Source organism: Streptomyces sp. NPDC029159 (assembly GCF_055564055.1).
Genome location: NZ_JBVHWT010000006.1, coordinates 343,773 through 370,063 on the forward strand (window position 1 = coordinate 343,773; position 26,291 = coordinate 370,063).

The following is a 26,291-nucleotide window of genomic DNA, read 5'->3' on the forward strand; positions in this document are numbered from 1 at the left end:
TTCCCCCCCCCCCCACCCCCCCCCATCCCCCCCCCCCCCCCCCCCCCCCCCCCACCCTCCCCCCCCCCCCCCCCCCCCCTCCCCCCCGCCGTCGCGTGCGGCGGCACCGGCCGTTCCGCCCGATGGGCCGTGTGACCTGGGGTGTTGGCGCGCCGGACCGGCGTTGTCAGTGGTCGGGTGCAGACTGACGGCAGCTGAGACAACGGCGTCGCGGAGGTGTTCCGGTCATGACCGATGTGCTGCTCGCGGTGGGCACACGCAAAGGGCTTTTCGTCGGCCGCAGGAGGCACGGCGAGTGGGAGCTGAGCGGCCCCCACTTCCCCGCGCAGGCGGTGTACTCCCTCGGCATCGACACCCGCCGGGAGACCCCGCGGCTGCTGGCCGGCGCCGACAGCGCGCACTGGGGCCCGTCCGTCTTCCACTCCGACGACCTCGGCCGGAGCTGGCGCGAGCCGGCCAGACCCGCGGTCACGTACCCGGAGTACACCGGCACTTCGCTGGAGCGGGTGTGGCAGCTGCATCCGGCCGGGCCCGCCGCACCCGATGTGGTCTACGCCGGTACGGAGCCGGGCGGGCTGTTCCGTTCCGAGGACCGCGGCGAGTCGTTCGAGATGGTCAGAGCGTTGTGGGAGCACCCGAGCCGGGAGCGGTGGATGCCCGGCGGCGGCGGTCTCGCGGTGCACACCGTGGTCACCGACCCGCGCGACGCGGATGCGGTGACGGTCGCGGTATCGGCCGCCGGGGTCTTCCGCAGCTCCGACGGCGGCGCGCACTGGGAGCCGTCGAACACCGGCGTCAGGGTGTCGTTCCTGCCCGAGGAGTACCCCGAGTTCGGCCAGTGCGTCCACAAGATCGCGCAGGACGCCGTCGACCGCGACCGGCTCTACCTCCAGAACCACTGGGGCGTCTACCGCAGCGATGACGCCGGCGCCCGCTGGACGGACATCGGCGCCGGGCTCCCCACCGACTTCGGCTTCGCGGTGGCCGCCCACCCGCACCGCGCCGACACCGTCTATCTCTTTCCCATCACCGCCGACGTGGACCGCGTTCCGGCCGACCACCGGTGCCGGGTCTTCCGGACCTCCGACGCCGGTGCGTCCTGGGAACCGCTCTCCCACGGCCTGCCGGAGGAGGACCACTACGGCACGGTGCTCCGCGACGCCCTCTGTGTGGACGACAGCGACCCCGCGGGCGTCTACTTCGGCAACCGCAACGGCGAGCTCTACGCCAGCGCCGACGACGGCGAGAGCTGGCAGCAGCTCGCCTCCCATCTCCCGGATGTGCTGTGCGTACGGGCGTCGGCGGTGGCCTGAAGGCCCGGGCGCCCCGCCGCCGGGTGCGCCCGGGTCCGGCGCCGCGCACGGCGGGGCCCCGGGCGGGGTCAGCGCGCCGTGGGCTCCTGCACCGGTGCGCCGTCGGGCGCCGCGCTAGGTTCCTCGCCCGTCACCACCGGCAGCGCCGAGGGCAGCCCCCATTCGCTCCACGAACCGTCGTACACGGCCAGGTCCCGGTGGCCCGCCAGGTGTGCGCCCAGCGCCAGCACACAGGCGGTGACGCCGGATCCGCAGCTGAAGTACAGCCGCTGTCCCCGGTCCGCCGCTGCGCGGAACGCCTCCTCCAGCTCGTTCGCCGGGCGCATCAGGCCATCACGCAGAAGGTCGCCGAAGGGCAGGTTCACAGCGCCCGGCATATGGCCGCCGCGCAGGCCCGGACGGGGCTCGGGGGCGGTCCCGGCGTACCGTCCGCGGGTGCGGGCGTCGAGCACCACCGCCGCCGGGTCCGACAGGGCGCCCAGCACCTCGGCGCTGCCGACGAACAGGCCCGCCCGGGGCCGTGCGGTGAAGGAGCCGCGGGGGCCGTCGTAGGCGGCGGGCCGCGGCTCCACCGGCAGGCCCGCGGCGCGCCAGGCGGGCAGCCCGCCGTCCAGCACGGCGGCCCGGTCGAAGCCCATGGCGCGCAGCATCCACCAGGCGCGGGCCGCGGAGTAGATCCCGGCGGCGTCGTAGACGACCACGGTGTCCTCGTCGTCGAGGCCGAGGCCGCGTACGGCGGCGGTGAACGCGTCCGCGCCGGGCAGGGTGTGGGGCACCCGGGCGGCAGGGTCGGACAGCGCGCCGTCGAGGTCGAACGGCCGGGCCCCGGGGAGGCGTTCGGCCGCACCCCGGTGGGCGCCGACGGACGCGTCCAGCAGTACCAGGCGCTCCGCCCCGAGCCGCGGTGCGAGCCAGTCGACGTCCACCAGCGGGCCGGGCGGGCACGCCGCGGTCGGCCCGGAGGGCCGCTCCTGCGGATGCCCGGGAGCCGGGCCCGGAACGGATCGCGAACTCATGCGGTGCCTCCCTGCGCCGGCAGACCGCCTCCGGGCCTGCGTACGGGCGCCAGTCTGCCGCCCGCAGCGCACGCGCGGCCACGGAGGGGTCCGCGTGGTGCCGCCCGGCCGCTCAGCTCACGGAAGCCGCCAGTCCACCGGCTCGGCGCCCTGGCGGATGAGGAGTTCGTTGGTACGGCTGAAGGGACGCGAGCCGAAGAAGCCGCGGTCGGCGGACATCGGGGAGGGATGGGCCGACTCGACCGCCGGGTACGCGTCGAGGAAGGGGCGGAGGTTGCGGGCGTCGCGGCCCCACAACACGGGCACCAGCGGCTTGCCGCGGGCGGCGAGGGCGCGGATGGCCTGTTCGGTGACCTCCTCCCAGCCCTTGCCGCGGTGTGCGCCGGGCTTGCGGGGCGCGGTGGTCAGGGCCCTGTTGAGCAGCAGGACACCCTGGCGGGTCCACGGGGTCAGATCGCCGTTGGAGGGGCGGGGCAGGCCGAGGTCGGTGTGGAGTTCACGGAAGATGTTCTCCAGGCTCCCCGGCAGCCGCTGCACCTCGGGCGCGACCGCGAAGCTCAGCCCGATGGCCATGCCCGGCGTCGGATAGGGGTCCTGACCGACGATCAGCACCCGTACGTCGTCGAAGGGCTGCTGGAAAGCGCGCAGGACGTTGGCGCCCGCGGGCACATAGGTCCGGCCGGCGGCGATCTCCTGACGGAGGAAGTCGCCCATCTCGGCGATCCGTCCGGCGACGGGGCGCAGCGCCTCCGCCCACCCGGGTTCCACAAGTTCGTTCAAGGGTCGTGCTGCCACAATGCCTCACCCTACCGGCCCAACACCCGGGCTCCGTTCCGTCCGGAGCGGGCGGACGCCGTCGGCAGGGCCCGGGAGGCGCGATCCGGCTGCCTGAGGTGCCCCTCCAAGGCGCCGAGCCGGGCCGCTTCGCCGTCGGTCCGGCGGGGTCCGTACCGGTCCGGCCGGGTGGTGCGCCGGGCCCGCGGTCGGCGCCCGGCGGTGTGGCGGCGGCCGGTACTGTGCCGCCATGACACATGCGAACATCCCTGCGGGCTGGTATGCGGACCCGCAGGGGACTCCCCACCAACTGCGCTGGTGGGATGGCGCCCGTTGGACCGAGCACACACACGCCGCCCCGCAGCAGCCGCCGGCCCAGGCCCCGGCCGCGCAGGCCCCTCAGCAGCAGGTTCCGCAGCAGGCGCCGCCGCAGCAGCCGCAGACGGCTCCGGCCGGGGCCGGTGCGCCCCAGCAGATGCCCGCCGGGCCCGGAGCGCCGTACGGGGCGCAGCAGGCCCCCTACGGGCAGCCCGGATTCCCCCCGGCGGGGGCGGCGCCCGGCAACCCCGGCGCGGCGCGTCAGGTCCAGCAGCAGGCGGGCATCGCCCCGACGGGCCCCGGTGGCGGCACGCTGTTCACCGAGCCGGTGCTGGTGGTGAACCAGAAGGCGAAGCTGATCGAGGTCACCAACGAGTACGGCGTCTTCGACCAGAACGGCAACACCCTCGGCACGGTCGTCCAGGTCGGGCAGAGCACCGCGAAGAAGGTGCTGCGGGTGATGTCCAGCCTGGACCAGTACATGACGCACAAGCTGGAGATCCGGGACGCGTACGGGCAGCCGCAGCTGGTGCTGACGCGGCCGGCGAAGTTCATCAAGTCGAAGGTGCAGGTGGCACGTCCGGACGGGCAGCCGGTCGGCGAGATCGTCCAGCAGAACGCCATCGGCAAGATCAACTTCGGGATGCTGGTCAACGGCCAGCAGATCGGCGCCATCAAGGCGGAGAACTGGCGGGCCTGGAACTTCGCCATCGTCGACCACACCGACACCGAGGTCGCCCGGATCACCAAGACGTGGGAGGGCCTGGCGAAGACGATGTTCACCACGGCCGACAACTACGTCCTCCAGATCCACCGGCAGCTGCCCGACCCGCTGCTGAGCCTCGTCGTCGCCACGGCACTGACCGTCGACACCGCGCTCAAGCAGGACTCCCGCGGCCTTGGCTGAGCCGTCGCGCACGGCGGGACCGGCCGTCCTGGGTGTCGACTCGGGCGGCTCGGGGCTGCGCCTCGCCCTCGCCCCGGTCACCGCGCCGCACGTCCGGCCGGAGTCCCTGTACGTGTCGGACACCCCGGTGCGCACCGGCGAGCGCGGTATCGACGCGCACCATCTGCTGGGTCAACTGCTGCCCGCCGCCGAGAAGCTGCGGCAGGAGGCGGGGGCGCCGGGCATCGCGGCGGTCTGTGTCGGCGCCGCCGGGATGGCGACGCTCGGGCAGGAGCTGCGGGCCGTCCTGCCGCAGGCCCTGGCCGACGCCTTCGGCGTGCGTGACCTGGCGCTGGCCGCTGACGCGGTGACCGGTTACGTGGGCGCGCTCGGGCAGCGGCCGGGCGCCGTCGTCGCGGCCGGTACGGGGCTGATCGCGCTCGGCGCGGACCCGGCGTCCGGGGAGGGCTGGCGGCGGACGGACGGCTGGGGCCATCTGCTCGGCGACTGCGGAAGCGGGGCGTGGATCGGCCGGGCCGGGCTGGAGGCCGCGCTGCGGGCGCACGACGGGCGGCCCGGCGGCTCCCCGGCGCTGCTGCGGGCCGCCGAGGAGCGGTTCGGGCCGGTCGGCGGGCTGCCCGGGCAGGTGTATCCGCAGACGGACCGGCCCGCGGTGCTGGCGTCGTTCGCACCGTGTGTGGCGCGCGAGGCGGCGATCGACCCGGTGGCGGCGGGCATCGTCCACCGGGCCGCGGAGCACATCGCGGACACCGCGGCGGCCGCCTGTCCGCCCGGGCCGGACCGGACCGTCGCGCTGACCGGCGGACTGTTCCGGCTGGGTGAGGTGTTGCGGGCGCCGGTACGGGCCGGGTTGGCGACGCGGTTGCCGGACGCGGTGTGCGCGGAGCCGGAGGGCGGCCCGCTCGACGGGGCGCTGCGCCTCGCCGCCGCGGTGGCCACCGACGCGGTGCGGCTTCCGGTGGACGGCGTACTGCTCCAGCTCGTCCGTCACCGGAGGTGAGCGGCGTACGCCGGCCGGAACGGGGGTGCGGCGCGGGCACCGTCCGGGGTGCGTCCGACACCCCGGCGGGCCACCGTGACGCGCGGGATAAATCGGGACGGATACCTCCTGACCGAACCCTCCCCCGGCAGCGTGCCGGTACGAGGCGTTAGCATGCGGCGCCATGAGTTCCCCCACTGGGCCCGCACCTGGCTCGCCCCGCTTTGACGACGATTCTCCGAGCTCGGCGCCCGGCCTGCCCGTACGAATGCCGCGTCCCCGGCAGTCCGGCCGACACCGCAAGCCGGAGCCGGTCGCCGCACCCGAGGGCGCACCCGCCCTGGTGCTGGCCGTGCCCGGCACCCCCACCCCCGCCGCGCGTTCCCTGGCGGAGGAGGTCTGCAGCATCGCCCGTTCCGAGCTGCCCGGCCTCGACGCCCGGATCGGTTACGTGGACGGTGACGGCGCGGACTTCCCGGCGCTGGACGCGGTGCTGGCGCACGCCGGTGCCGAGCACAAGGCACGTGCCGCGCAGGGCGACGGCGCCGCCGGTCCGGCCGCGGTGGTCGTGCCGCTGCTGGCCGGTCCCGACAGCTCGCTGCTGCGGCGGATACGCCAGGCGATGATGAACAGCGGTTCCGGCGCCGAGCTGACGGACGTTCTGGGCCCGCACCCGCTGCTCGCCGAGGCGCTGCACGTACGGCTGTCCGAGGCGGGCCTGGCCCGCGCCGACCGTGCCCGGCTGTTCACCGTCGCCACGGCTGCGGACGGCATCATCCTGGCCACGGTGGGCGGCGAGGAGGCCGTGCAGGCCGCGGGGATCACCGGCATGCTGCTGTCGGCCCGCCTGGCGGTGCCGGTGCTGGCCGCCGCGCTGGACGAGGACGGAGCGATCTCGCGCACCGCGGAGCAGCTGCGGACGTCCGGTTCACAGCAGCTGGCGCTCGCGCCGTACCTGATCGGCCCGGAGATCTCCGACGGGCTGCTGGGGGCGGCCGCGGCCGAGGCCGGTTGCGCGTCCGCGGAGGCGCTGGGCGCCTACGGGGCGGTCGGCCGTCTGGTGCTGTCGAACTACGCCGCCGCGGTGGGCATCACGCTGCGGCCCGCCGCCGGGGGCCCGCAGTACGCACCGGCACGCTGAAACACGTCGCCGGGCCTCGCCCGGTCCGCGCAAGGGCCGTTCCGCTTCGTGCGGGGCGGCCCTTCGCCCTGTCCGGGGCCGGACACGCCCCACGGCGGCAGCGGCCCGACGTGCTGGAAGGCGCAGGCCACCGACGCTACGGTCGCCGGTAAGGCACCGGCCCGCCGGCCGGCCCCGCACCGGAGGGAAGTCCCGATGTCCGCCGCCGAAGTGCCACCGCCCGCCGTCGAGGTCGTCCGTTCCCTGTACGCCGCCTACCTCGCCCAGGACCGCCCCGCCATGGAGCGGCTGCTCGCCGACGATTTCGTCTTCACCAGCCCGCACGACGACCACCTGGGCAAGGACGCCTTCCTCACCCGCTGCTTCCCGACCGCCCACCGGTTCCGTTCGTACGAACTCCTCGACACCGTGCCGGCGGGGGACGGGGAGGTGTTCGTCCGGTACGCGTACGAGTTGGTGGGCGGCGGGCACCACCGCAATGTCGAGGTGCTGACCGTGCGGGACGGGCGGATCGCCGAGACGCAGGTGTACTTCGGCGGCAGCTTCCCGCCGGGCTGAGCGGGCGCCCGGCGGGAAGACACCGCCTAAGGTCCTGTCGTCACACTCCCGCCTGCCTCGCGACGCCTGGCACGCCCTCCCCCAAGCTCTCGGCTCCGCTCGAGCAGGGAGGTGCCCCCTTGCCGCGTTGTCGGGATCATCCCGGTACACCCAAGTACCGGGACGACCCTCCGCCTTGCGATCGCACGCACCAGACGCCGCGAAGCCGCCCTTCGGGCGACGACGGGAGTGTGACGACAGGACCTAGGCGAAGACGACGCAGGAGGCCGCGGGGGCCGGCATCGAGCCGGTGGGGGTGGGGACGCCGGTGGAGTGGTCGACGGTGAACCAGGTGATGTCGCCGGAGCGTTCGTTGGCGGCGTAGAGGAACCGGCCGGTGGGGTGCATCGCCAGGTCGCGGGGCCAGCTGCCGCCGCAGGGCACGCTGGTGACGGGGGTCAGCTCCGCGCCGGAGGCGTCGAGGGCGTGGACGCAGATGCGGTCGCGGCCGCGGACCGCGGTCCACAGGAACCGGCCGTCCGGGGAGACGACCGCGGCGGACGGATGGCAGGGCTCGGCGCCCGGGTCCCCCGGCTGGTCGCCGTCGACGAACAGCGCGGTCTCCCCCAGCGGTGTCAGGGTGCCGTGTTCGGCGTCCCAGCGGCAGCGGGTGAGCGCCGGGGCGAGTTCGTTGACGACGTAGACGTGGCCGCCGCCCGGGTGGAAGGCGAGGTGGCGGGGGCCGCTGCCGGGGCGGAGGCGGACCTCGTCGCGGATCTGTGTCACGCCGGTGACGGGGTCGAGGCTGCAGCTGCGGACCGAGTCGGTGCCGAGGTCGGCGGTGAGCAGCCGGGTGCCGCCGGGCGCGGCGTACACGGAGTGGGCGTGCGGGGTCCTCTGGCGTTCCGGGTCCGGGCCGCTGCCGTGGTGGGCGAGGACGGCGGCGGGCCCGCCGAGGGTGCCGTCCGGCCCGACGGGGAGCGCGCTGATGCTGCCGGAGGTGTAGTTGGCGGTGACGAGATGGCCGGCGGCGAGGGTGAGGTGGGTGGGGCTCGCGCCGCCCACCGGGACGGGCGGGGCGAGCAGCTGCGGGCCGTCCGGGGTGAGGGTGAAGGCGGCGGCCGCGCCGTGCTCGACCTCGCTGACCGCGTAGAGGCGCCGGCGGCCGCGGCTCGGGGCGAGGAAGGAGGGGTTGGCGACCTCCGCGGTGGTGTGCAGCGGGGTGAGCGCGCCGGTCTCCGGGTCGAGGGCGGCGGTGGTGATGCCCGCGCCGCCCGCATGCGTGAACGATCCGATGTAGGCCCGCAGGCCCTGCTCCGTGGTCACCGCTGTGCCGCCTCTCGTCCGATCGCCCGCCGCCCCCGCGCGGGGCGGGGCACGGCGACGCTAACAGCCGGAGGCGGGGCGGGTGCGGGATTGCGGGCCGGGGGCGCGGACCGTACGGCCGGTGGGGTCAGGCCCCAGCGAGCGGGGCGCGCGGCGGGCTGGCCAGCGGGGCGGCGAGGGCGGCGAGTTTCTGCTCCAGGCCGTGCAGGTGGAGGAGCGGGCCGTCCCCGGCGGCCGGCGGGGCGGGCGCGGGCACCGGTGCGGCGTGGCGGGCGGTCAGGGCCGCGACGGCGGCCTCGACGCGGCGCCAGGCGTCGGCGAGGCGGGCGTCGTGCGCGTCGCCGGTCCGCCCGGCGGGGGCGAGCGCCGCGAGGGCGGCGACGTCGTGGGCGCAGGCGTCCAGCAGGGCGAGGACCTGGCGGGCGCGGGCCTTGCGGTGGCGGAGCGGGTTGAGGGGGTGCACCAGCGGCGCGAGGGAGAGGCGGACCCTGCCGAGGAGGGCCTCCAGCTCACCGGTCCGCGCGGCCGGGTCCGCGTCGTGGGCGCCGCCGAGGCGCGCGACGGCCTGCGCGGTGCACTCATGGACGCAGCGGACGGCGCGCCGGATCCAGGCGTCGGTGGTGGCGTGGGTGGTGACGGGCAGCACGAGGACGACGGCCACGGCGGTGGCGAGGGCGCCGACGCCGGTCTCGGCGAACCGCAGCGTGAGCAGCCCGGGGTGCAGGACGCCGAGGAGGCCGTAGAGCAGTCCGGCCAGGACGGTCACGAAGAACATCATGGACGTGTACGACAGCGGCGCCGTGTAGAAGAGGCCGAAGACGCAGCCGGCGACGAGGACGGCGGTGGGCACGGGGGCACCGTGCAGCGGGACGGCGAGGAGGAGGGCCGCGGCGATGCCGGTGACGGTGCCCAGGACCCGGCGGAAGCCGCGTACCAGGGTCTCGCCGCAGGACGCGGTGTTCACGAAGATCCACCAGACGGTGGCGACGGCCCAGTACCAGCGGTCGGCGGAGACGGCCTGACCGGCGGCGAGGGCGACGGCGCAGGCCACGGTCGCCTGGACGGCCTGCCGGGTGGTGGCGCGGGCCAGTCCGCGGCCGGGCGGCGGCGGGGCGGGCGCGGGGGCCGGCCGCAGCCGCCGTTCGTAGCACCAGGCGCCGAAGCGGACCGCGGCGGCCACGGCGACGGCGACGAGCACCGCGGCGGTGAGCCGCGGCAGCTGGTGCGGCTCGGTGTGCAGGAACTGCGCCATGAAGAACATCATGAACGCGAAGACGCCGAGGGCGTGGCCGCGCGGGCCCCAGCGGCGGGCGTAGACCCCGGCGCCGACGACGGCGAGGAAGGCGGCGTCGCGCACGAGGGGATGCCCGTGCAGCCCCGCCGCGAGGGCCAGGACGGGCAGGCCGACGGCGGGCAGCAGCGCGGTCGTCCCGGCCTGGCCGCGGACCGTGGGGTCGGCGACGGTGAAGAGCACCAGCAGCGCGGCGAGTCCCCCGGCGATGGCCCCGGTGAGGGTGTGGACGGCCAGGCCCGAGACGGCGGTGGCCAGGCCGATACCGAGCACGGCCCGGGTCGCGGCACGCAGCCGCAGCCGCCCCGGGTCCGGGACCCACACCTTCCTCATCAGCAGCGTCATCCTCTTCAGCACCGCTTCCTCTCCGTACGCCTCGGCTGCGCGGTGCGGCCGGGCGGCCGGGCGCGCATGAAAAAGGCGCCGCGGAGTTCCGCAGCGCCATCGACGGAGCCATCTCAGCATCTGATCACCCACTGGTTCAATAGATGCCGAATGCACTGGGCCATTGGTACAGCTAGAACAGGAATATTTGGTTCCGGAGGGTGCCAACGGCCGAGCCGGGAGGCCGGGGCGGGCCGGAGCCCGGAACGGGCGGAGAACGGGCTTCGCAGTCACCCGGACGGGCACGGCGGGCGATGCCCCGCCGTCGTCATCTCCTGAACACGGACCACCGGGACGCCGACCCGTCCGATCCCGCCGTGACGCCGCCTTCCCGCAGGCCAGTCGCGGGATGACCGGAATGGGAACACCGGTGCCGGGCAGGAGGGTTGACGGCCCGTTCCGCACACCGTGACCATGCTGCGGGCAGGAGAGCGCTCCCTCGCGCCTCATGCGTTCACTCCCTGAATCAGGAGGGCTTCATGCCCATTCCCCCCACGCCCGACCGGTCCTCCGGTCCCCCGCGCCGCGCCGTGCTGGCGACGATGGCCGCCGCACTGCCGCTGGTCGGCCTGGCGTCCACCGCCTGCGCCGCCGCGCCCCCGGCCGCCCCGCCCACCGCGGCCGGTCCGCTGCCCGGCGGCGGCGACCTCGGCGAGAACGTCCTCGTCTTCGACCCGGCGACGCCCGGTATCCAGGGCAGGCTCGACGAGATCTTCCGCAAGCAGGAGAAGGCGCAGTTCGGCACCGACCGCTATGCGCTCCTCTTCAAGCCGGGCACCTACGACGGGCTCAACGCCCAGCTCGGCTTCTACACCTCGATCGCGGGTCTGGGACTGTCGCCCGACGACACCACGATCAACGGCGATGTCACCGTCGACGCGGGCTGGTTCGACGGCAACGCCACCCAGAACTTCTGGCGTTCGGCGGAGAACCTCGCGCTGAAGCCGGTGAGCGGCACCAACCGGTGGGCGGTCGCGCAGGCGGCGCCGTTCCGGCGGATGCACGTCAAGGGCGGGCTGAACCTCGCGCCCGACGGGGACGGCTGGGCCAGCGGCGGCTACCTCGCCGACTGCCGCATCGACGGCACCGTCGAACCCCGCTCGCAGCAGCAGTGGTACACCCGCGACAGCACGCTCGGCGGCTGGCAGGGCGCCGTGTGGAACATGGTGTTCTCCGGCGTCGAGGGCGCTCCGGCGCAGAGCTTCCCCGACCCGCCGTTCACCACGCTCGACCACACCCCGATCTCCCGCGAGAAGCCGTTCCTGTACCTCGACGGCGACGCGTACAAGGTGTTCGTCCCCGAGAAGCGGACCGGTGCGCGCGGCACCAGCTGGGGCAACGGCACACCCCGGGGCACCTCGCTGCCGCTGGACCGGTTCTACGTGGCGAAGCCGGACGCGGACGCGGCGACCCTCAACGCCGCGCTCGACCAGGGGCTCCATCTGCTGCTGACGCCCGGCGTCTACCACCTCGACCGCACCGTCGAGGTCAAGCGCCCCGACACCGTCGTACTGGGCCTGGGCTACGCCACGTTGATCCCGCAGAAGGGCGTGACGGCGCTGAAGGTCGCCGACGTCGACGGGGTGCGGCTCGCCGGATTCCTCCTCGACGCCGGGCCGGAGAACTCCCCCACCCTGCTGGAGGTCGGCCCCGAGGGCGCGTCGAAGGACCATGCGGCGAACCCGACGACGGTGCAGGACGTGTTCGTCCGCGTCGGCGGCGCCGGACCGGGCAGGGTGACCTGCGCGATCGTGATCAACAGCAACGACACGATCATCGACCACACGTGGGTGTGGCGCGCCGACCACGGCGAGGGCGTGGGCTGGGACGTCAACCGCGCGGACTACGGCGTCCGCGTCAACGGTGACGGCGTGCTGGCCACCGGCCTGTTCGTCGAGCACTTCCACAAGTACGACGTGCACTGGCGCGGCGAGCGGGGCCGCACCGTCTTCTTCCAGAACGAGAAGGCGTACGACGCGCCGAACCAGGCGGCGGTCCAGGACGGCGACACCAAGGGCTTCGCCGCGTACCTCGTGGACGACAAGGTCACCGAGCACGAGGGCTGGGGCCTGGGCAGTTACTGCTTCTACCAGGTGGACCCGTCGATCCGGCAGGACCACGGGTTCGCCGTGCCGAAGGCGCCCGGTGTGAAGCTGCACGGGCTGCTGGTGGTGTCGCTGGGTGGCAAGGGCCAGTACGAGCATGTCGTCAACGGCACCGGTGCACCGACGTCGGGCGAGTCGACGGTGCCGTCCACGGTGGTCTCCTACCCCTGAGCCGGGCCGGACGCGCGGCGGGCGGCCCTCTGGACGGGTGGGGTGCGGTGCCTTAGCTTCCCGCCAGGAAGCACCAACTCCGTTCGGGAAACCCGAGGTTCCCCCTGTGACGACCGTTCCGCCGCCGCCCGACATCCTCTCGCCGGAGTTCGCGGCCGACCCGTATGCGGCCTACCGCGTCCTGCGGGACCACTATCCGCTCCACCACCATCCGGGCACCGGCAGCTATCTCCTCTCCCGGTACGAGGACGTGACGCGGGCGTTCAAGGACCCGGTGTTCACCAGCGACAACTACGGCTGGCAGCTGGAGCCGGTGCACGGCGGGCGCACCCTGCCGCAGATGAGCGGCGCCGAACACGCCGTGCACCGGGCCCTGGTGGCGCCGTCCTTCCGGGGGCGGGCGCTGCGGGAGCGGTTCCAGCCGGTGATCGAGCGGAACAGCCGGGAGCTGATCGACGCGTTCCGGGACGCCGGGGAGGCGGATCTGGTGGCGCAGTTCGCCACCCGGCTGCCGGTGAACGTCATCGTCGACATGCTGGGCCTGGACCGCGCCGACCACGACCTCTTCCACGGCTGGTACGTCGCGGTCGTCGGCTTCCTCGCCAACCTCGCGCAGGACCCGCAGGTCGCCGCCGCCGGGCTCGCCGCCCGCGACGGGCTCGCGGCGTATCTGCGGCCGATCATCCGGCAGCGGCGTACGTCACCGGGCGACGATCTGCTGTCGGAGCTGTGTGCGGCGGAGGTCGAGGGGGCCCGGATGAGCGACCGGGACATCACCGCGTTCGTCAGTCTGCTGCTGTCGGCGGGCGGCGAGACGACGGACAAGGCGATCGCCCTGGTCGTCCGCAATCTGCTGGCCCACCCGGCGCAGCTGGCGGCGGTCCGCGCCGACCGGAGCCTGGTGCCGCGGGCGTTCGTGGAGACGCTGCGGTACTCGCCGCCGGTCCAGATGCTGATGCGGCAGCCGTCGGCGGACGTCACGGTCGAGGGCGGGACGATCCCGGCGGGTGCGACCGTCACCTGCCTGATCGGCAGCGCCCACCGCGACGAACGGCACTACGCCGCCCCCGACGTCTTCGACCTCTTCCGCGACGACCTGTCGGCCACCACGGCGTTCACCGCCGCCGCCGACCATGTGGGCTTCGCGCTCGGACGGCACTTCTGTGTGGGGGCGCTGCTGGCGAAGGCGGAGGTGGAGACCGGCGTCAACCAACTCCTCGACTCCTTCACCGAGTTGAACTTCGCGGACGGCGCCGCGACACCGGAGGCCGGGATCTTCAGCCGCGGCCCGGCCGAGCTGCGGGTACGCCTCACGGCCGGGTGAGCCCACCGGCCCGGGGCCCCGGCTGCCACCAAACGTACAGGCAAAACTGTACAGCTGAGACTGTGGAGATTACCGTGGCGGCATGAGTGAGCACCCGAGCCCGTCGCCGTCGGCGGTCGAGGCGTCGCGCGAGGTCCGCGCGGCCATCAGCCGTCTGCGGCGCCGCATCCTGAAGGCATCCGAGGTCGAGGACCTCACCCTGGGGCAGGCGTCCGCCCTGGCCCGTCTCTCCCGCCGGAGCAGCGTCACGGCCAGCGAACTCGCCGCCGACGAAGGCGTGCGCCATCAGTCGATGACGGCGACGGTCACCTCGCTCGCCGCCCGCGGGCTGGTGGAGCGGAGCCCGGACCCGGACGACGGGCGGCGGCTGCTCCTCACGCTGACCGCCGAGGGCCGGCGGCGGGTGGCCGAGGGGCGGCAGGCCCGGACGGAGTGGCTCGCCGGGCGGCTCCAGGAGCGGTGCACGGAGGAGGAGCGCCGGACGGTGATCGCCGCCATGGCCGTCCTCGATCGGCTCACCCGTGACTGAGATACGCGAGGCCGGGGCGCGGACGGCGGAGCGGCCCGGGTTCGACCGGCGGTTGCTCCCGCCGATGCTGCTCGGCTCGGTCCTCAACCCGGTCAACTCGACGGTCATCTCCGTCGCGCTCGTCCCCATCGGCCGGGCCCTGGGCGCTCCGGCCACGCAGACCGCATGGCTGGTCTCCGCCCTGTACCTGGCCACCGCGCTGGGACAGCCGGTGGTGGGCCGGCTCATCGACCTCTTCGGGCCGCGCCGGCTCTTCCTCCTCAGCACCTCCCTCGTCGGCGTCGCCGGAGTCGTCGGCACCCTCGCGCCGAACCTGGGCGTACTGATCGCCGCGCGGGTCCTGCTCGGGTTCGGCACCTGCGCCGGGTATCCCGCCGCGATGGCCCTGGTGCGCGGCGAGGCCGGGCGGACCGGGCGGGACAGCCCCGGCGGGGTGCTGACGGCCCTGGCGGTGGCCAACCAGACCGTCGCGGTCATCGGCCCGCTGCTGGGTGGTCTGCTGATCGCGGCGGGCGGCTGGCGCGCCACCTTCGCGCTGAACGTACCGCTGGCCGTCGCGGCCGTCCTGCTGGGCCTGTGGCGGCTGCCGCGACCGGCCCCGGCGGGCGAGGGGCGGCGCCGCGACGGTCTCGTCGCCCGCCTCGACCTGCCCGGCATGGGCCTGTTCGCCGCGGTGCTCAGCTCGCTGCTGCTGTTCCTGATGAACCCGCACCTGCGGTTCTGGTACCTGCCGGTGCTCACCGCCGTGGCGGGCGCCGCGTTCACCCTCCGCGAGCTGCGGGCCGCCACCCCCTTCATCGACCTGCGGGTCCTCGGCGGCAACACCCCGCTGCTGGCCACCTATGCCCGCGCCCTCGTCGCCTACGTCGTCTCCTACGCCTTCCTCTACGGCTTCACCCAGTGGACCGAGGAGGGCTACGGGCTGACGCCGTTCCACGCCGGGCTGGTGCAGATCCCGATGTTCCTGCTGGCGATCGGCGTCTCGCTGGTCTCCGGGCGGCGGCCGGGCGTCCGGGGGAAGCTGCTGGTCGGCGCGGCCGGGCAGCTCGCCGCCTGCGCGGTGCTGGTGACGCTCGGCGGGACCAGCCCGCTGTGGATGCTGCTCCTCGTCGCCCTGGTCTTCGGCGTCCCGCAGGGGCTGAACGGTCTGGCCCTGCAGAACTCCGTGTACGTCCAGGCCGACCCGGAGCGCACCGCCTCCTCGGCCGGGCTGCTGCGTACCTTCGCCTACCTCGGCTCGATGGTCGCGTCGTCCGCGACCGCCACCTCCTTCGGACAGCGCGCCGACACCGCCGGAATGCACCACCTGGCCTGGCTGATGCTCGGCGCCGGCGCGCTCTTCGCGCTGCTGACCTGCTGCGACCGCTCGCTCGGCCGCACCACGACGGCGAGCGCCCCCGCGACGGCGTAGCCGCCACGGCCGCCCCATCCACCCGAAAGGCACCCCCATGTCCCGTACCGCACTGCTGCTGATGGACCTTCAGCTCCGCAATCTCGCCCATGCGCCGGACGGCTACCTGCCGCACGCCGTACAGGCCCTCGGTGCCGCGCGCGCCGCCGGTGTGCCGGTCATCCATGTGGCGCTCCAGCTGCGCGAGGGCCACACCGACGCCCACCCGCGCAACAAGATCTTCGGCGCCCTGCCGTCCGGCCTCTTCACGCCGGACGACCCCGAGGCGGCGATCCACCCCGACGTCGCCCCCGCCGACGGGGAGATCGTCGTCCACAAGAACCGCGTCAGCGCCTTCGCCGGCAACGACCTGCGGCAGCTCCTCGCCGTCCAGGACATCACCCATCTCGTCCTGGCCGGGATCGCCACCGGCGGCATCGTCCTGTCCACCGCCCTCCAGGCCGCCGACCTCGACCACCGGGTCACGGTCCTCTCCGACGCCTGCGCCGACCCCGACCCGGAGCTGCACGAGACCCTGCTGCGCTCGGTGCTCGCCCGGCGGGGAGAGGTCACCACCGTCGGTGCCTGGGCGCAGAGCCTGGGTGGCTGAGGGCGGGCCGGGAGAGCGGCCGTTGCTACAGTCCCGGGGACGGATCCCGCCCCTGGAAAGGCCCTCAAGCATGGCCGTGGACGCCTTGGACGCAAAGATTCTGGGGTTGCTGCTGGAGGCGCCGCGGACCAGTGTGCGGGAGTACGCCCGGCTGCTGGGCGTGGCCCGCGGGACCGTGCAGGCGCGGCTGGACCGGCTGGAGCGGGACGGCGTGATCACCGCCTACGCGCCGCGCCTCTCCCCCGCCGCGCTGGACCATCCGATGCTGGCGTTCGTCCACATCGAGGTGGAGCAGGGGCATCTGGAGGAGGTCGCCGACGCGCTGGCGGAGGTGCCGCAGATCATCGAGGCGTTCTCGACGACCGGCGGCGGCGATCTGCTGGCCCGGGTGGTGGCACGCGACGCGGAGCATCTGGAGGACGTCATCCAGCGGCTGATCAGCCAGCCTGGCGTGGTCCGCACCCGCACCGAGGTGGCGCTGCGGGAGCGGGTGCCGCACCGGATGCTGCCGCTGGTCCAGGACGTCGGCGGGGCGGACCGGGGGCGCTGAGTCCGGGCGCGGCCACGGATGCGCCAAAGGGCCGAGGCCGGGACGAGGCGCCGGACGGCCGGGCCGGGCGGGAGCGCACCGCCCGGTCGGCCCGTCCCCGGATCCGGCCGCCCCGTCCGCCATCCGCGGAAACCCGGTTGCCGCCGCCCCGCCCCGGCGGAAGACTTCCCGGCATGACCGACCACGATCCGCGCAGCTCCGCCGCCGTCTCCGCACTGTTCTCCGGCGGACGGCTGACCGCGATCCCCCGGAAGACCGCGCGCCGCGAGCAGTTGCTCACCCACCTCGCCACGACGCTCTTCGAGACGGACCGCTCGTACACCGAACGCGAGGTCAACGAGGCGCTGTTGACCGTGCACGACGACTGCTCGGCGCTGCGCCGCTACCTCGTCACTGGCGGACTGCTCTCCCGCACCCGGGACGGCAGCAGCTACCGGCGCGTCGCGCACTGACAGCCGTCACTTCCGCGCCCGGCTCGGCTGGACGCGCTTGGGTTCGCCCTTCATCTTCGGGTGCTCGGGCGGGTAGGGCAGGTCGCCGAGGCCGTGGTCGCGCTCGTCGCGGGCGGCCAGCTCCAGCGCCTCGTCCAGCCGGAACGCCTCGTCGTCCATGGCGGCGTGCAGATCGCTGCGTTCGGCGAACCGGTCCGGCATGGTGGCGAGGTCGAAGTCCTCCGGGACGGCGTCGGGGACCTCTTCCCAGGTCAGCGGCGCGGAGACCGGGGCGCGGGCGGAGGGGCGCACGGAGTAGGCGCTGGCGATGGTGCGGTCGCGGGCGGTCTGGTTGTAGTCGACGAAGATCTTCGCGCCGCGCTCCTCCTTCCACCATGCGGTGGTGATGCGGTCGGGGGCGCGGCGCTCCAGCTCCCGGGCGATGGCGATGGCCGCGCGCCGTACGTGCGTGAAGTCCCACTCGGGGGCGATCGGCACGAAGACGTGCATCCCGCGGCCGCCGGAGGTCTTGGGCCAGCCGGTCAGGCCCAGTCCGGCGAGGACGTCACGGAGTTCGAGGGCGGCGCGTACCGCGTCGGCGTAGTCGGTGCCGGGCTGCGGGTCGAGGTCGATGCGGAGTTCGTCGGGGTGTTCGGTGTCGGCGCGCCGCACCGGCCAGGGGTGGAAGGTGAGACAGCCGAGGTTGGCGGCCCACAGGACGGCGGCGGGTTCGGTCGGGCAGATCTCGTCGGCGTAGCGGCCGCTGGGGAAGGCGATGCGGCCGGTGGGGATCCAGTCGGGGAGGTTCTTCGGGGCGCGTTTTTGGAAGAAGGACTCGCCGGTCACGCCGTCCGGGTGGCGTTGCAGGGTGGTCGGGCGGTCGCGCAGGGCGCGCAGGATGCCGTCGGCGACGGCGAGGTAGTAGCGGGCGACGTCGCCCTTGGTGAAGCCGCGCTCGGGGAAGTAGACCTTGTCCGGGTGGGTCACCCGGACCGTCCGTCCGCCCGCCGTCAGCTCCAGTGCGTCTGCCATGGGGCCACGCTAAGGGCGTCGTGGCGGGGCCGCCCGGCGGGCGGCCTGCGGCCCGGCGCCGGAGAATCCGGTGCATGGACCTTCCGGTGATGCCACCCGTGACACCGATGCTCGCCAAGAGCGCCGCGACCATCCCGCCGGGCCTCCTCTACGAGGCGAAGTGGGACGGCTTCCGGGCGATCGTCTTCCGCGACGGCGACGAGATCGAGCTGGGCAGCCGCTCCGGCAAGCCGCTGACCCGCTACTTCCCCGAGGTCGTCGAGGCGCTGCGGGCCCAGGTGCCGCGGCGGTGCGTGCTGGACGGGGAGATCGTCATCGCACGCGAGGGGCGGCTGGACTTCGACGCGCTGCTGGAGCGGATCCACCCCGCGGACTCCCGGGTGCGCCACCTCGCCGAGGTGACCCCGGCGAGCTTCGTCGCGTTCGACCTGCTGGCGCTCGGCGACGTCTCGCTGATGCCCGAGCCGCAGCAGGCGCGGCGGACCGCGCTGGTCACGGCGTTGCGGGAGGCGGCGGCGCCGGTCTTCACGGCGCCCGCGACCGACGACACGGAACTGGCGCGGGAGTGGTTCGAACGGTTCGAGGGCGCCGGTCTCGACGGCATCGTCGCCAAGCCGCCGCGGTCGCCGTACCGGCCCGGTGAACGCGTGATGACCAAGGTCAAGCACGAGCGGACCGCCGACTGTGTGGTGGCCGGCGTCCGGCACCACAAGAGCGGCCCGGTGGTCGGCTCGCTGCTGCTGGGCCTGTACGACGGTGCCGGGCGGCTCCAGCACGTCGGGGTGTGCGCGTCGTTCCCGATGCGGCGGCGCCAGGAGCTGATGACGGAGCTGGCACCGCTGCTGATGGAGTCGGTGGCCGGGCATCCGTGGGAGGCGTGGACCAGCGAGGAGGCGCAGGCGTCCGGGCGGCTGCCGGGCGGCCCGAGCCGGTGGACCGGCGGCAAGGACCTGTCGTGGCTGCCGCTCCGCCCCGAGCGGGTCCTGGAGGTGGCCTACGACCACATGCAGGGCGACCGCTTCCGGCACACCGCGCAGTTCCGCCGCTGGCGCCCGGACCGCGCACCGGAGAGCTGCACCTACGCGCAGTTGGCGGAACCGGTGCGGTACGACCTCGGGGAGGTACTGGGGGAAACGCCCCGCGCCTGAGCCCACGATCCACTTTGGTCCAGACCTCTTGACGAGAGGTCTGGACCAACTTACTTTGTTGGCCGCTGCGCAGCCGCACATGCCGCCCGGACCGCACCGCCGGTCCGCCACCGCGAGTCATCGCTCGCACGGACGAGGAGCCGCCATGTCCGGTCGTCGCACATCACGCCTTCTGGGGGCCGGTCTGGCGCTGGCCGCCGCCGCCCCGCTGCTGGTCGCCGCCGCCCCCGCCGCCCCTTCCGCCGCGTCCGCCCCCGCCGCGCCGCGGGCCGCCGCCGACTGCGGGGTGAAGTCCAAGCCCGCCGGGAAGGTCGTCCAGGGCTACTGGGAGAACTGGGACGGCGCGGCCAACGGTGTGCACCCGCCGCTCGGCTGGATCCCGATCACCGACTCCCGGATCGCCGCACACGGCTACAACGTTCTCAACGCCGCCTTCCCCGTGGTCCTTTCGGACGGCACCGCGCAGTGGGAGGACGGGATGGACGCGACGGTGAAGGTGCCGACGCCGGAGGAGATGTGCCAGGCGAAGGCCGACGGCATGACGGTACTGATGTCGATCGGCGGGGCGACCGCGGGCATCGACCTCAGCTCGGCGGCGGTCGCCGACAAGTTCGTCGACACCGTCGTCCCGATCCTGCAGAAGTACCACTTCGACGGCATCGACATCGACATCGAGACGGGCCTGTCGGGCAGCGGCGACATCAACAAGCTCTCGCCCTCGCAGTCCAACCTGATCCGCATCATCGACGGCATCCTCGCCAAGATGCCCGACGGCTTCGGCCTGACCATGGCGCCGGAGACCGCCTATGTCACCGGCGGCAGCGTCACCTACGGCTCGATCTGGGGCGCGTACCTGCCGATCGTGAAGAAGTACGCGGACAACGGCCGGCTGTGGTGGCTGAACATGCAGTACTACAACGGCAGCATGTACGGCTGCTCCGGCGACTCGTACGAGGCGGGCACCGTCGAGGGCTTCACCGCGCAGACCGACTGCCTGAACAAGGGGCTGGTGGTGCAGGGCACGACGATCAAGGTGCCCTACGACAAGCAGGTCCCGGGACTGCCGGCCCAACCGGGCGCCGGTGGTGGCTACATGGCGCCCGGTCAGGTGTCCCAGGCCTGGCAGCACTACGACAACGGCCTCAAGGGCCTGATGACCTGGTCGGTCAACTGGGACGGCTCCAAGGGCTGGACCTTCGGCGACAACGCGAAGTCACTCCAGGGGCGCTGAGCCGGGGCCCGGCCGGCGGGGCAGTTGCTCAGGGGGTCGGCTTCGTGGCCGCCCAGGCGGTCACGTTGAGCTTGTGGTTGTCGACGGCGTCGTCGAGGGATATGACGCTGTGGGAGTTGCTGCCGGTCGGGGAGACCTGAAGGTACTTGGCCTTCGCGGCGTTCGCACCGCTGTGGGTCCACTCGATGTTGGCATAGGCGGCCTTGCCCGGCTTGAGGGTGATCTTGTGGACACCCGGGTTCTTGGCGTAGTAGGTGTTGCCGTGGTGCACGACGGTCTTGAGCGCCGTGTGGCCCTTGCCCTCCAGGGCAAGGCCCGGGTAGCCCTGGAAGGTGCAGGTGGTCTTGCCGGTGTTCTTGGCGACCAGGTAGAACCCCGCGTGCATCATTCCGCCGGAGCCCTCGGGCAGGGGCGCCTGGGAGACCTTGAGGGTGCCCGGGGCGCAGGCGGCGGTGGCGGTCGCGTCGACCGGGGACGCCGAGGCGACGCCCGCACCCGTGACGGCGGCCACGGCGACGGCGGCCGAGGCGAAGGCCGCGATACGCAGACCACGCATGTACATCATCTCCTGTTGTTTCGTGGGTGGTTCAAGGGAGGCGGGCGGGGCGGGTGATGACATCCGGTGAACCGGTGCCCCGCACATCTGCCCTGCAGCGTGAGTCTGCCGGTGCTTTCTAAAGATCGGCTAACACTCCGCTAACGCCGCCGCGTTAATCCTCCACATCCGCCAACGCGAAGGGCCCGCCCGCGACTTGACGTCACGGGCGGGCCCTTGCTCCGTCCGGTCACCCACCCCGGACGGCACCCGCTACTTCTTGAAGCCGTAGTCCATCAGCTTCTTGGCGTCCGCCGTGCGGTTGGCGACCGACGAGGAGGTCAGGACGGTGCCGACGACGGTCTTGCCCCCACGGGTGGCGGCGAAGACGAGGCAGTACTTGGCCTGCGGACCCGAGCCGGTCTTGACACCGATGGCGCCCGAGTAGCTGCTCAGCAGGTTGTTGGTGTTCTGCCACGACATGTAGCGGTAGCCACCGCTCTTGGTGGTGACCGTCTGCTTCGTCGCCTTGGTCTTCACGACCGTACGGAACGTGGAGTACTTCAGCGCGTTGCCGGCCAGCTTCGACAGATCGCGGGGCGTCGAGTAGTTGCCGCCGTTGCTTATGCCGTCGAAGGAGTCGAAGTGGGTGTTCTTCATCCCCAGGCTCTTGGCCGTGGCATTCATCTTGCCGATGAACGACTTCACCCGGGCCGCCCGGGTGGAGCCGCTGCCGAACTTGTCGGCGAGGGCGTACGCCGCGTCGCAGCCGGACGGCAGCAGCAGGCCGTACAGCAGCTGGCGGACGGTGACCTTGTCGCCGACGATCAGACGGGCCGAGGAGGCGCTGTTGCGGACGATGTAGTCGCTGTACGCCTTCTGGATCGTGACCTTGGAGTCGAGGTTCAGGCCCTTCTGGGCCAGCACCACCCGGGCGGTCATGATCTTGGTGGTGGAACCGGTGGAACGACGGGTGTCGGCGGCCTTGGTGTAGAGCGCCTTGCCCGTCGCGTTGTTCATCACGAAGCCGCCCTTGGCGACGATCGACGGCGCCTTGGGGGCGGCCGCCTGCGCCGGCGCGGCGAGCACACCGGCGGACAGGACGGCACCGGCGGTCACGACTGCCGCACCGGACCGCCGCATACCTTTGATACCAATTTTCAAGGTTTTGTACTCCAAATACCCTTGCAGTGCGGCCACATGGGAGGACCGCTCACTCACAGGACATACGACGCGACTGTACGGATGCATGTCCTGACGCATTTTTTACCATCCATGAATTCCCGGGAGGCACGGAAGGGCAACGGAATTCCCCGGCAGGGACACCGAAAAGGGGCGCCGAAGTCCGTTATGCGGGAAAAGTGACCACGGGCTTGACGACCGCGCCGTGGTGGGCCGCGTCGATCGCCTCGTTGATCTTCTCGACCGGGAAGGTGGTGATCAGCCGGTCGAACGGAAAACGCCCTTCGCGGTGGAGCGCGATCAGCCGCGGAATGAATTCCCGCGCATCCGCATCGCCCTCGATCACGCCGACCAGGGAGCGCCCGAACAGCAGGTGCCCCTGGTCGATGGTGAGCTCGTTGCCGACCCCCTGGAAGCCGACGGTGGCGCAGACGCCCGGCGAGGCCAGACACTCCAGGGCCTGGCGCAGCGTGTCGGCCAGCCCGACGCAGTCGACGGAGTGGTTCGCCCCGCCACCGGTGAGCCGCACGATCTCCGCGGCGGCGTCGGTCGCGGCGGGGTCGAGGGCATGGGTGGCGCCCAGCTCCAGGGCGAGGGCGCGCCGTTCGGCGCGGGGTTCGACGGCGACGACGGTGGCGCATCCGGCGACCTTCGCGGCCATCACCGCGGAGAGGCCGACGGAGCCGGCGCCGAACACCGCGAGGGAGCTGCCGGGCGCCGGATCGAGGCTGTTCAGCACCGCGCCCGCACCGGTCTGCACCCCGCAGCCCAGCGGGGCCAGCACCTCCATCGGCAGGTCGTCGTCGACCCGGACGAGGTTGCGCGGCGAGGTGACGATCTGACCGGAAAAGGACGACTGCCCGAAGAAGTGGCCCTGGAGCGGGGCGCCCTGGGAGCTGTAGGCGGTGGTGCCGTCGCCGCGGGCGCCGCTGAAGTTCAGCGCCATCAGCTTGCGGCAGTGGACGTACAGCCCGGCGTCGCAGCGGGCGCACTCCCCGCAGTAGGCGTAGCTGAGGACGACGCGGTCGCCGACCGCCACACCCGTGACGTCCGGGCCGACCTCCTCGACCACGCCCGCACCCTCGTGCCCGAGGACGAACGGCAGCTGCCCCTCCTCGGCGGGGCCATCACCCCCACATCGGTGTGGCAGATGCCGGAGGCGGCGACCTTCACCCGCACCTCGTCCGCCCGGGGTGGCGCCACGTCGATGGTCTCGACGGAGAGCGGCGCGCCGGTGGCGCGCAGGACGGCAGCGATGGACTGGGGCATCGGACAGCTCCTCTGATCGGGCAGGCGGGGACGGCCGGGGATACCGCACGGGGAATGCGGGGCGGGTTTCGCCGCCCAGGACCGCGGAGCGGGGGTGGTGCGCGGACGCGCACCCTCACGCGCGGGCGACGTGGACACCGTGCGCCCACCGGCCGTCACCATGGGTAACACGTCAACTCCGGCCGGTCCAGGTGGTGTTCGGCCGATGATCCACCGCCGGGGGCCGATTCCGTGCGCCGGGGCCGCCCCGCGCCGCGCCGTCGGCCGGTCCGTGCGCCCCGGGCCTGCCCCGTGTGCCCTGGCCCACCGGCTCTGTGCGGCGGACGGACCGCATGCCATGCTGAGGCATCCGCAGGTCAGGGCAGAGGTGGGGAGAGTTCAGCAGCGTGAGCGCAGGTATACGGCGGGGCGCGACCGGCGTCTGGGACCGATTCGCGGCATCCGACCCCGGGTTGCTGCGGCTGATGGCGGGGCTGCGCACGGTCGCGGCCATCGCGCTGACCCTGGCGGTGCTGACGGCGTTCGGCACCGACATGACGCACACCGTCGCGGGGGCGATGACCGCGATGGTCGCCACCTTCGCCATCAAGGAGAAGCAGGTCCGCGACCAGGCGGTGACGCTGGCGCTGGGCCTGCCGGTGGCGCTGGCGGCGGTGGCGCTGAGCGCGCTGCTCAACTCCCGCATCGTCACGGGTGACGCCTTCTTCATCCTGCTGATCTTCGCCGCGGTCTACTGCCGCCGCTTCGGCGACCGCGGCACCGCGCTGGGGCTCATCGGCTTCCAGATCTACTTCGTGTCGCTCTTCGTCGGCTCGTCCCTGGACGGGCTGCCGACGCTCTGTCCGACGCTGGTCCTCGCCTTCGCGTGCAGCGCCGTGGTGCGGTTCGCCGTCGTACCGGAGACGCCGCAGCGCATCCTGCGGCGGCTGCGGGACGCGTTCCGGGCCCGGCTGGCGCAGTTGGTGGCCAGTCAGCTGGAGCTGCTGGACGCCGGTCCCGAGGAGCTGGACGGGGTCGTCGCCGATCTGCGCGAGCGCACCGCCCGGCTGCACGAGGCCGCCCTGCTGATCCAGGACCGGCTGGAGGAGGGCACCCGGGACACCGCGACCGCGGCGCTGCTGGAGCGGCGCATCGCGGACGCCGAGATCGCCACCGAGCGGCTGGGCGTGCTGCTGCTCAACGCGCGCAGCGCGGAGCGTGCCAACACCCTGACGCTGCATCTGCCGGATGCGACGGTGGCGACGTCGGGCCCGAATCTCATCGCCGCGGACGGCAAGGTCACCGCCACTCTCCGCCGTGACCTCAACGCCCTGCACCATCTCGTCTCGCACCCGGCCACCGCCGACCGCGGCACCGCCGTCGCCCATGTCCGCAACCGGCTGCTGGGCTACCGCGACGAGGAGAAGCTGCCGCGCGCCTCCACCGCGGTCCAGGACGTCTTCCGCGGTCTCGGTGAGGTCGCCCGCGCCGTGCTGGGTCTGCGCCTCGCGCTCGACGGGCCGCAGGACGAGTCCAACGACTCCCCCGCGACGACCCGCTCCCGTGAGGAGTTCGACGCGGAGGACGTGGCGCTCGCCGGTGCCGAGGAGGAGCCGGCGGAGGAGCGTACGGGGCTGCAGCGGCCCACCACCCGCGCCGCGTGCCAGGTGGCGGTCGGCTCGGTGCTGGCGATGGTCGGCGGGGAGTTCCTCTCCTCCCAGCGCTGGTACTGGGCGGTCCTCACCTGCTGGGTGGTCTTCCTCAACACCGCCTCCACCGGCGAGATCCTGGTGAAGGGCTACCGCCGGGTGGTCGGCACGGTCCTCGGCGTCATCGCCGGTGTGGCGCTGGCCGGTCTGGTCGGCGGCCACACCTGGATCGCGTTCGCGCTGGTCCTGCTCTTCATCTTCGCGATGTTCTTCACCGCTCCCCTGTCGTACGCGCTGATGTCGTTCTTCGTCACGGCGATGCTGGGGATGCTCTACACCCTGCTGCACACCTACAGCCTCGATGTGCTGGTGCTGCGGATCGAGGAGACGGCGCTGGGGGCGGTCTGCGGCATCATCGCCGCGATGGTGGTGCTGCCGGTGCACACCGACAGCCGCACCGACGAGCTGCTGGGCACCGTCCTGGACCGGCTCGGCGACGTGGTGTCCGCGGCGGTGGAACAGCTCTGCGGCGGCCCCGCCTCGGACCTGCTGGGCCGGGCGCGGGACCTGGACACCGCGCTGGACGAGCTGCGGGCGTCCACCAAGCCGCTGACCCATCCGATCACCCCGCTGCGCGGGCGGCGCCGGACCGCGCGCTATCTGGTGGCGCTGCTGGAGACCTCCGCGTTCCACGCCCGGTCGCTGGCGGCCACCGCGGAGCTGGTGCCGGACAGCCGGAACGTCGCCGCCGACCCGCGGCTGGGCCGCGCCGGGCAGCGGATCGCCCGCAACATCGAGGTGGTCGCCGCCCATGTCCGCGACGAGCCGACCGGCGCGAAGGTCGGCGCCGGCGCCAGCATCGCCGCGATCTTGAAGGAGGAGGGCAGCCGCACCCCGCCGACCGGTTCGGTCGCCTCCCGCGTGCTGCGCCACCTCCAGCGCGTCGACGAGGGCGTGGTGGGTCTCGCCCGTCCCCTGGGCGTGCCGGTGGACGATGGTACGGAGCCGCAGCCGGGCGGCCTGCGGGAGTGAGGCGGCGCGCGGGGAAAGGGAAGCGGGGGGGGGGGGGGGGGACCCCCCCCCCTCCCCCTTCCCCTCCCGACACAAAATGAGGGGGGGTGCCACACTATAGGTTCTCTTTGGTCCCCCTGAGACAGGTGGGAGGGATCT

24 protein-coding genes are annotated in these 26,291 nt (G+C 73.4%); 16 read left to right on the plus strand and 8 right to left on the minus strand.

All coding sequences use genetic code 11. The annotated features are described in order from the left end of the window. The first annotated feature begins 227 nt into the window (after window positions 1-227). Complete coding sequence (locus ACZ4U4_RS15665) at window positions 228-1,313, plus strand: WD40/YVTN/BNR-like repeat-containing protein (protein ID WP_467873796.1); 1,086 nt, start codon at window positions 228-230, stop codon at window positions 1,311-1,313. Window positions 1,314-1,381: 68 nt separating this feature from the next. Here ACZ4U4_RS15665 and ACZ4U4_RS15670 read toward each other — a convergent pair whose 3' ends face one another. Both ACZ4U4_RS15670 and ACZ4U4_RS15675 read right to left on the minus strand, forming a co-directional pair. Beyond that, a complete protein-coding gene (locus ACZ4U4_RS15670) occupies window positions 1,382-2,329 on the minus strand; it encodes a sulfurtransferase (RefSeq protein ID WP_467873799.1) in 948 nt (315 codons plus the stop codon). Window positions 2,330-2,446: 117 nt separating this feature from the next. Continuing rightward, a complete protein-coding gene (locus tag ACZ4U4_RS15675; RefSeq protein ID WP_467873801.1) occupies window positions 2,447-3,124 on the minus strand; it encodes a uracil-DNA glycosylase in 678 nt (225 codons plus the stop codon). Between the two features lie 229 nt (window positions 3,125-3,353). Here ACZ4U4_RS15675 and ACZ4U4_RS15680 point away from each other — a divergent pair, with 229 nt between their 5' ends. The 4 genes from ACZ4U4_RS15680 (at window position 3,354) to ACZ4U4_RS15695 (ending at window position 7,006) form a co-directional block, all read left to right on the plus strand. Beyond that, window positions 3,354-4,328 carry an LURP-one-related family protein gene (locus ACZ4U4_RS15680; RefSeq protein WP_467873804.1) on the plus strand — a complete coding sequence of 325 codons (975 nt, stop codon included), beginning with the start codon at window positions 3,354-3,356 and terminating at the stop codon, window positions 4,326-4,328. Next, window positions 4,321-5,328: an N-acetylglucosamine kinase gene (locus ACZ4U4_RS15685; protein WP_467873806.1), complete on the plus strand. Its 1,008-nt coding sequence runs from the start codon at window positions 4,321-4,323 to the stop codon at window positions 5,326-5,328. Before ACZ4U4_RS15680 ends, ACZ4U4_RS15685 begins: the two co-directional genes overlap by 8 nt. Before the next feature lie 163 nt (window positions 5,329-5,491). Further along, entirely contained in the window at window positions 5,492-6,448 is a 957-nt protein-coding gene (locus tag ACZ4U4_RS15690; RefSeq protein ID WP_467873808.1) for a sirohydrochlorin chelatase, read from the plus strand. Window positions 6,449-6,643: 195 nt separating this feature from the next. Beyond that, complete coding sequence (locus tag ACZ4U4_RS15695) at window positions 6,644-7,006, plus strand: nuclear transport factor 2 family protein (RefSeq protein WP_467873810.1); 363 nt, start codon at window positions 6,644-6,646, stop codon at window positions 7,004-7,006. A gap of 243 nt (window positions 7,007-7,249) precedes the next feature. Here ACZ4U4_RS15695 and ACZ4U4_RS15700 read toward each other — a convergent pair whose 3' ends face one another. Both ACZ4U4_RS15700 and ACZ4U4_RS15705 read right to left on the minus strand, forming a co-directional pair. Continuing rightward, window positions 7,250-8,311 (minus strand): lactonase family protein, encoded by a 1,062-nt coding sequence (locus ACZ4U4_RS15700; protein ID WP_467873813.1) that lies wholly within the window; start codon window positions 8,309-8,311, stop codon window positions 7,250-7,252. Between the two features lie 127 nt (window positions 8,312-8,438). After that, a complete protein-coding gene (locus ACZ4U4_RS15705) occupies window positions 8,439-9,947 on the minus strand; it encodes an FUSC family protein (protein WP_467873873.1) in 1,509 nt (502 codons plus the stop codon). 518 nt (window positions 9,948-10,465) lie between these two features. Between ACZ4U4_RS15705 and ACZ4U4_RS15710 the strand changes: the two genes are divergently transcribed. From ACZ4U4_RS15710 to ACZ4U4_RS15740, 7 genes are all read left to right on the plus strand, one after another. Beyond that, window positions 10,466-12,262, plus strand: a complete 1,797-nt coding sequence (locus ACZ4U4_RS15710) for a coagulation factor 5/8 type domain-containing protein (RefSeq protein WP_467873816.1) — start codon at window positions 10,466-10,468, stop codon at window positions 12,260-12,262. 106 nt (window positions 12,263-12,368) lie between these two features. Then, on the plus strand, window positions 12,369-13,586 hold the full coding sequence (locus tag ACZ4U4_RS15715) for a cytochrome P450 (protein WP_467873818.1): 1,218 nt from the start codon (window positions 12,369-12,371) through the stop codon (window positions 13,584-13,586). A gap of 82 nt (window positions 13,587-13,668) precedes the next feature. Beyond that, window positions 13,669-14,115: a MarR family winged helix-turn-helix transcriptional regulator gene (locus tag ACZ4U4_RS15720; protein ID WP_467873820.1), complete on the plus strand. Its 447-nt coding sequence runs from the start codon at window positions 13,669-13,671 to the stop codon at window positions 14,113-14,115. 64 nt (window positions 14,116-14,179) lie between these two features. Beyond that, window positions 14,180-15,526: an MFS transporter gene (locus ACZ4U4_RS15725; RefSeq protein ID WP_467873875.1), complete on the plus strand. Its 1,347-nt coding sequence runs from the start codon at window positions 14,180-14,182 to the stop codon at window positions 15,524-15,526. A 37-nt stretch (window positions 15,527-15,563) separates the two neighbouring features. Further along, entirely contained in the window at window positions 15,564-16,115 is a 552-nt protein-coding gene (locus ACZ4U4_RS15730; protein ID WP_467873823.1) for a cysteine hydrolase family protein, read from the plus strand. Between the two features lie 70 nt (window positions 16,116-16,185). Next, on the plus strand, window positions 16,186-16,665 hold the full coding sequence (locus tag ACZ4U4_RS15735; RefSeq protein ID WP_467873826.1) for an Lrp/AsnC family transcriptional regulator: 480 nt from the start codon (window positions 16,186-16,188) through the stop codon (window positions 16,663-16,665). Between the two features lie 173 nt (window positions 16,666-16,838). Next, entirely contained in the window at window positions 16,839-17,117 is a 279-nt protein-coding gene (locus ACZ4U4_RS15740) for a DUF2087 domain-containing protein (protein ID WP_467873829.1), read from the plus strand. A 6-nt stretch (window positions 17,118-17,123) separates the two neighbouring features. Here ACZ4U4_RS15740 and ligD read toward each other — a convergent pair whose 3' ends face one another. After that, window positions 17,124-18,128 carry a non-homologous end-joining DNA ligase gene (gene ligD / locus ACZ4U4_RS15745; RefSeq protein ID WP_467873831.1) on the minus strand — a complete coding sequence of 335 codons (1,005 nt, stop codon included), beginning with the start codon at window positions 18,126-18,128 and terminating at the stop codon, window positions 17,124-17,126. 74 nt (window positions 18,129-18,202) lie between these two features. Between ligD and ACZ4U4_RS15750 the strand changes: the two genes are divergently transcribed. Both ACZ4U4_RS15750 and ACZ4U4_RS15755 read left to right on the plus strand, forming a co-directional pair. After that, window positions 18,203-19,276, plus strand: a complete 1,074-nt coding sequence (locus ACZ4U4_RS15750) for an ATP-dependent DNA ligase (protein WP_467873833.1) — start codon at window positions 18,203-18,205, stop codon at window positions 19,274-19,276. A gap of 145 nt (window positions 19,277-19,421) precedes the next feature. Beyond that, window positions 19,422-20,507, plus strand: a complete 1,086-nt coding sequence (locus tag ACZ4U4_RS15755) for a chitinase (protein ID WP_467873836.1) — start codon at window positions 19,422-19,424, stop codon at window positions 20,505-20,507. A gap of 28 nt (window positions 20,508-20,535) precedes the next feature. Here the strand turns inward: ACZ4U4_RS15755 and ACZ4U4_RS15760 are convergent, their stop codons facing one another. The 3 genes from ACZ4U4_RS15760 to ACZ4U4_RS15770 form a co-directional block, all read right to left on the minus strand. Next, window positions 20,536-21,063: a DUF4232 domain-containing protein gene (locus ACZ4U4_RS15760; protein WP_467873838.1), complete on the minus strand. Its 528-nt coding sequence runs from the start codon at window positions 21,061-21,063 to the stop codon at window positions 20,536-20,538. A gap of 252 nt (window positions 21,064-21,315) precedes the next feature. Next, entirely contained in the window at window positions 21,316-22,185 is an 870-nt protein-coding gene (locus ACZ4U4_RS15765) for a D-alanyl-D-alanine carboxypeptidase family protein (RefSeq protein WP_467873841.1), read from the minus strand. Between the two features lie 205 nt (window positions 22,186-22,390). Next, window positions 22,391-23,296, minus strand: a complete 906-nt coding sequence (locus ACZ4U4_RS15770; protein WP_467873843.1) for an NAD(P)-dependent alcohol dehydrogenase — start codon at window positions 23,294-23,296, stop codon at window positions 22,391-22,393. A 12-nt stretch (window positions 23,297-23,308) separates the two neighbouring features. On the opposite strand from ACZ4U4_RS15770, the gene ACZ4U4_RS15775 reads away from it, so the two are divergent. After that, window positions 23,309-23,509: a hypothetical protein gene (locus tag ACZ4U4_RS15775; RefSeq protein ID WP_467873846.1), complete on the plus strand. Its 201-nt coding sequence runs from the start codon at window positions 23,309-23,311 to the stop codon at window positions 23,507-23,509. Window positions 23,510-23,957: 448 nt separating this feature from the next. After that, window positions 23,958-26,153, plus strand: coding sequence for an FUSC family protein (locus tag ACZ4U4_RS15780; protein WP_467873878.1), 2,196 nt, complete (start codon window positions 23,958-23,960; stop codon window positions 26,151-26,153). The last annotated feature ends 138 nt before the right edge of the window (window positions 26,154-26,291 follow it).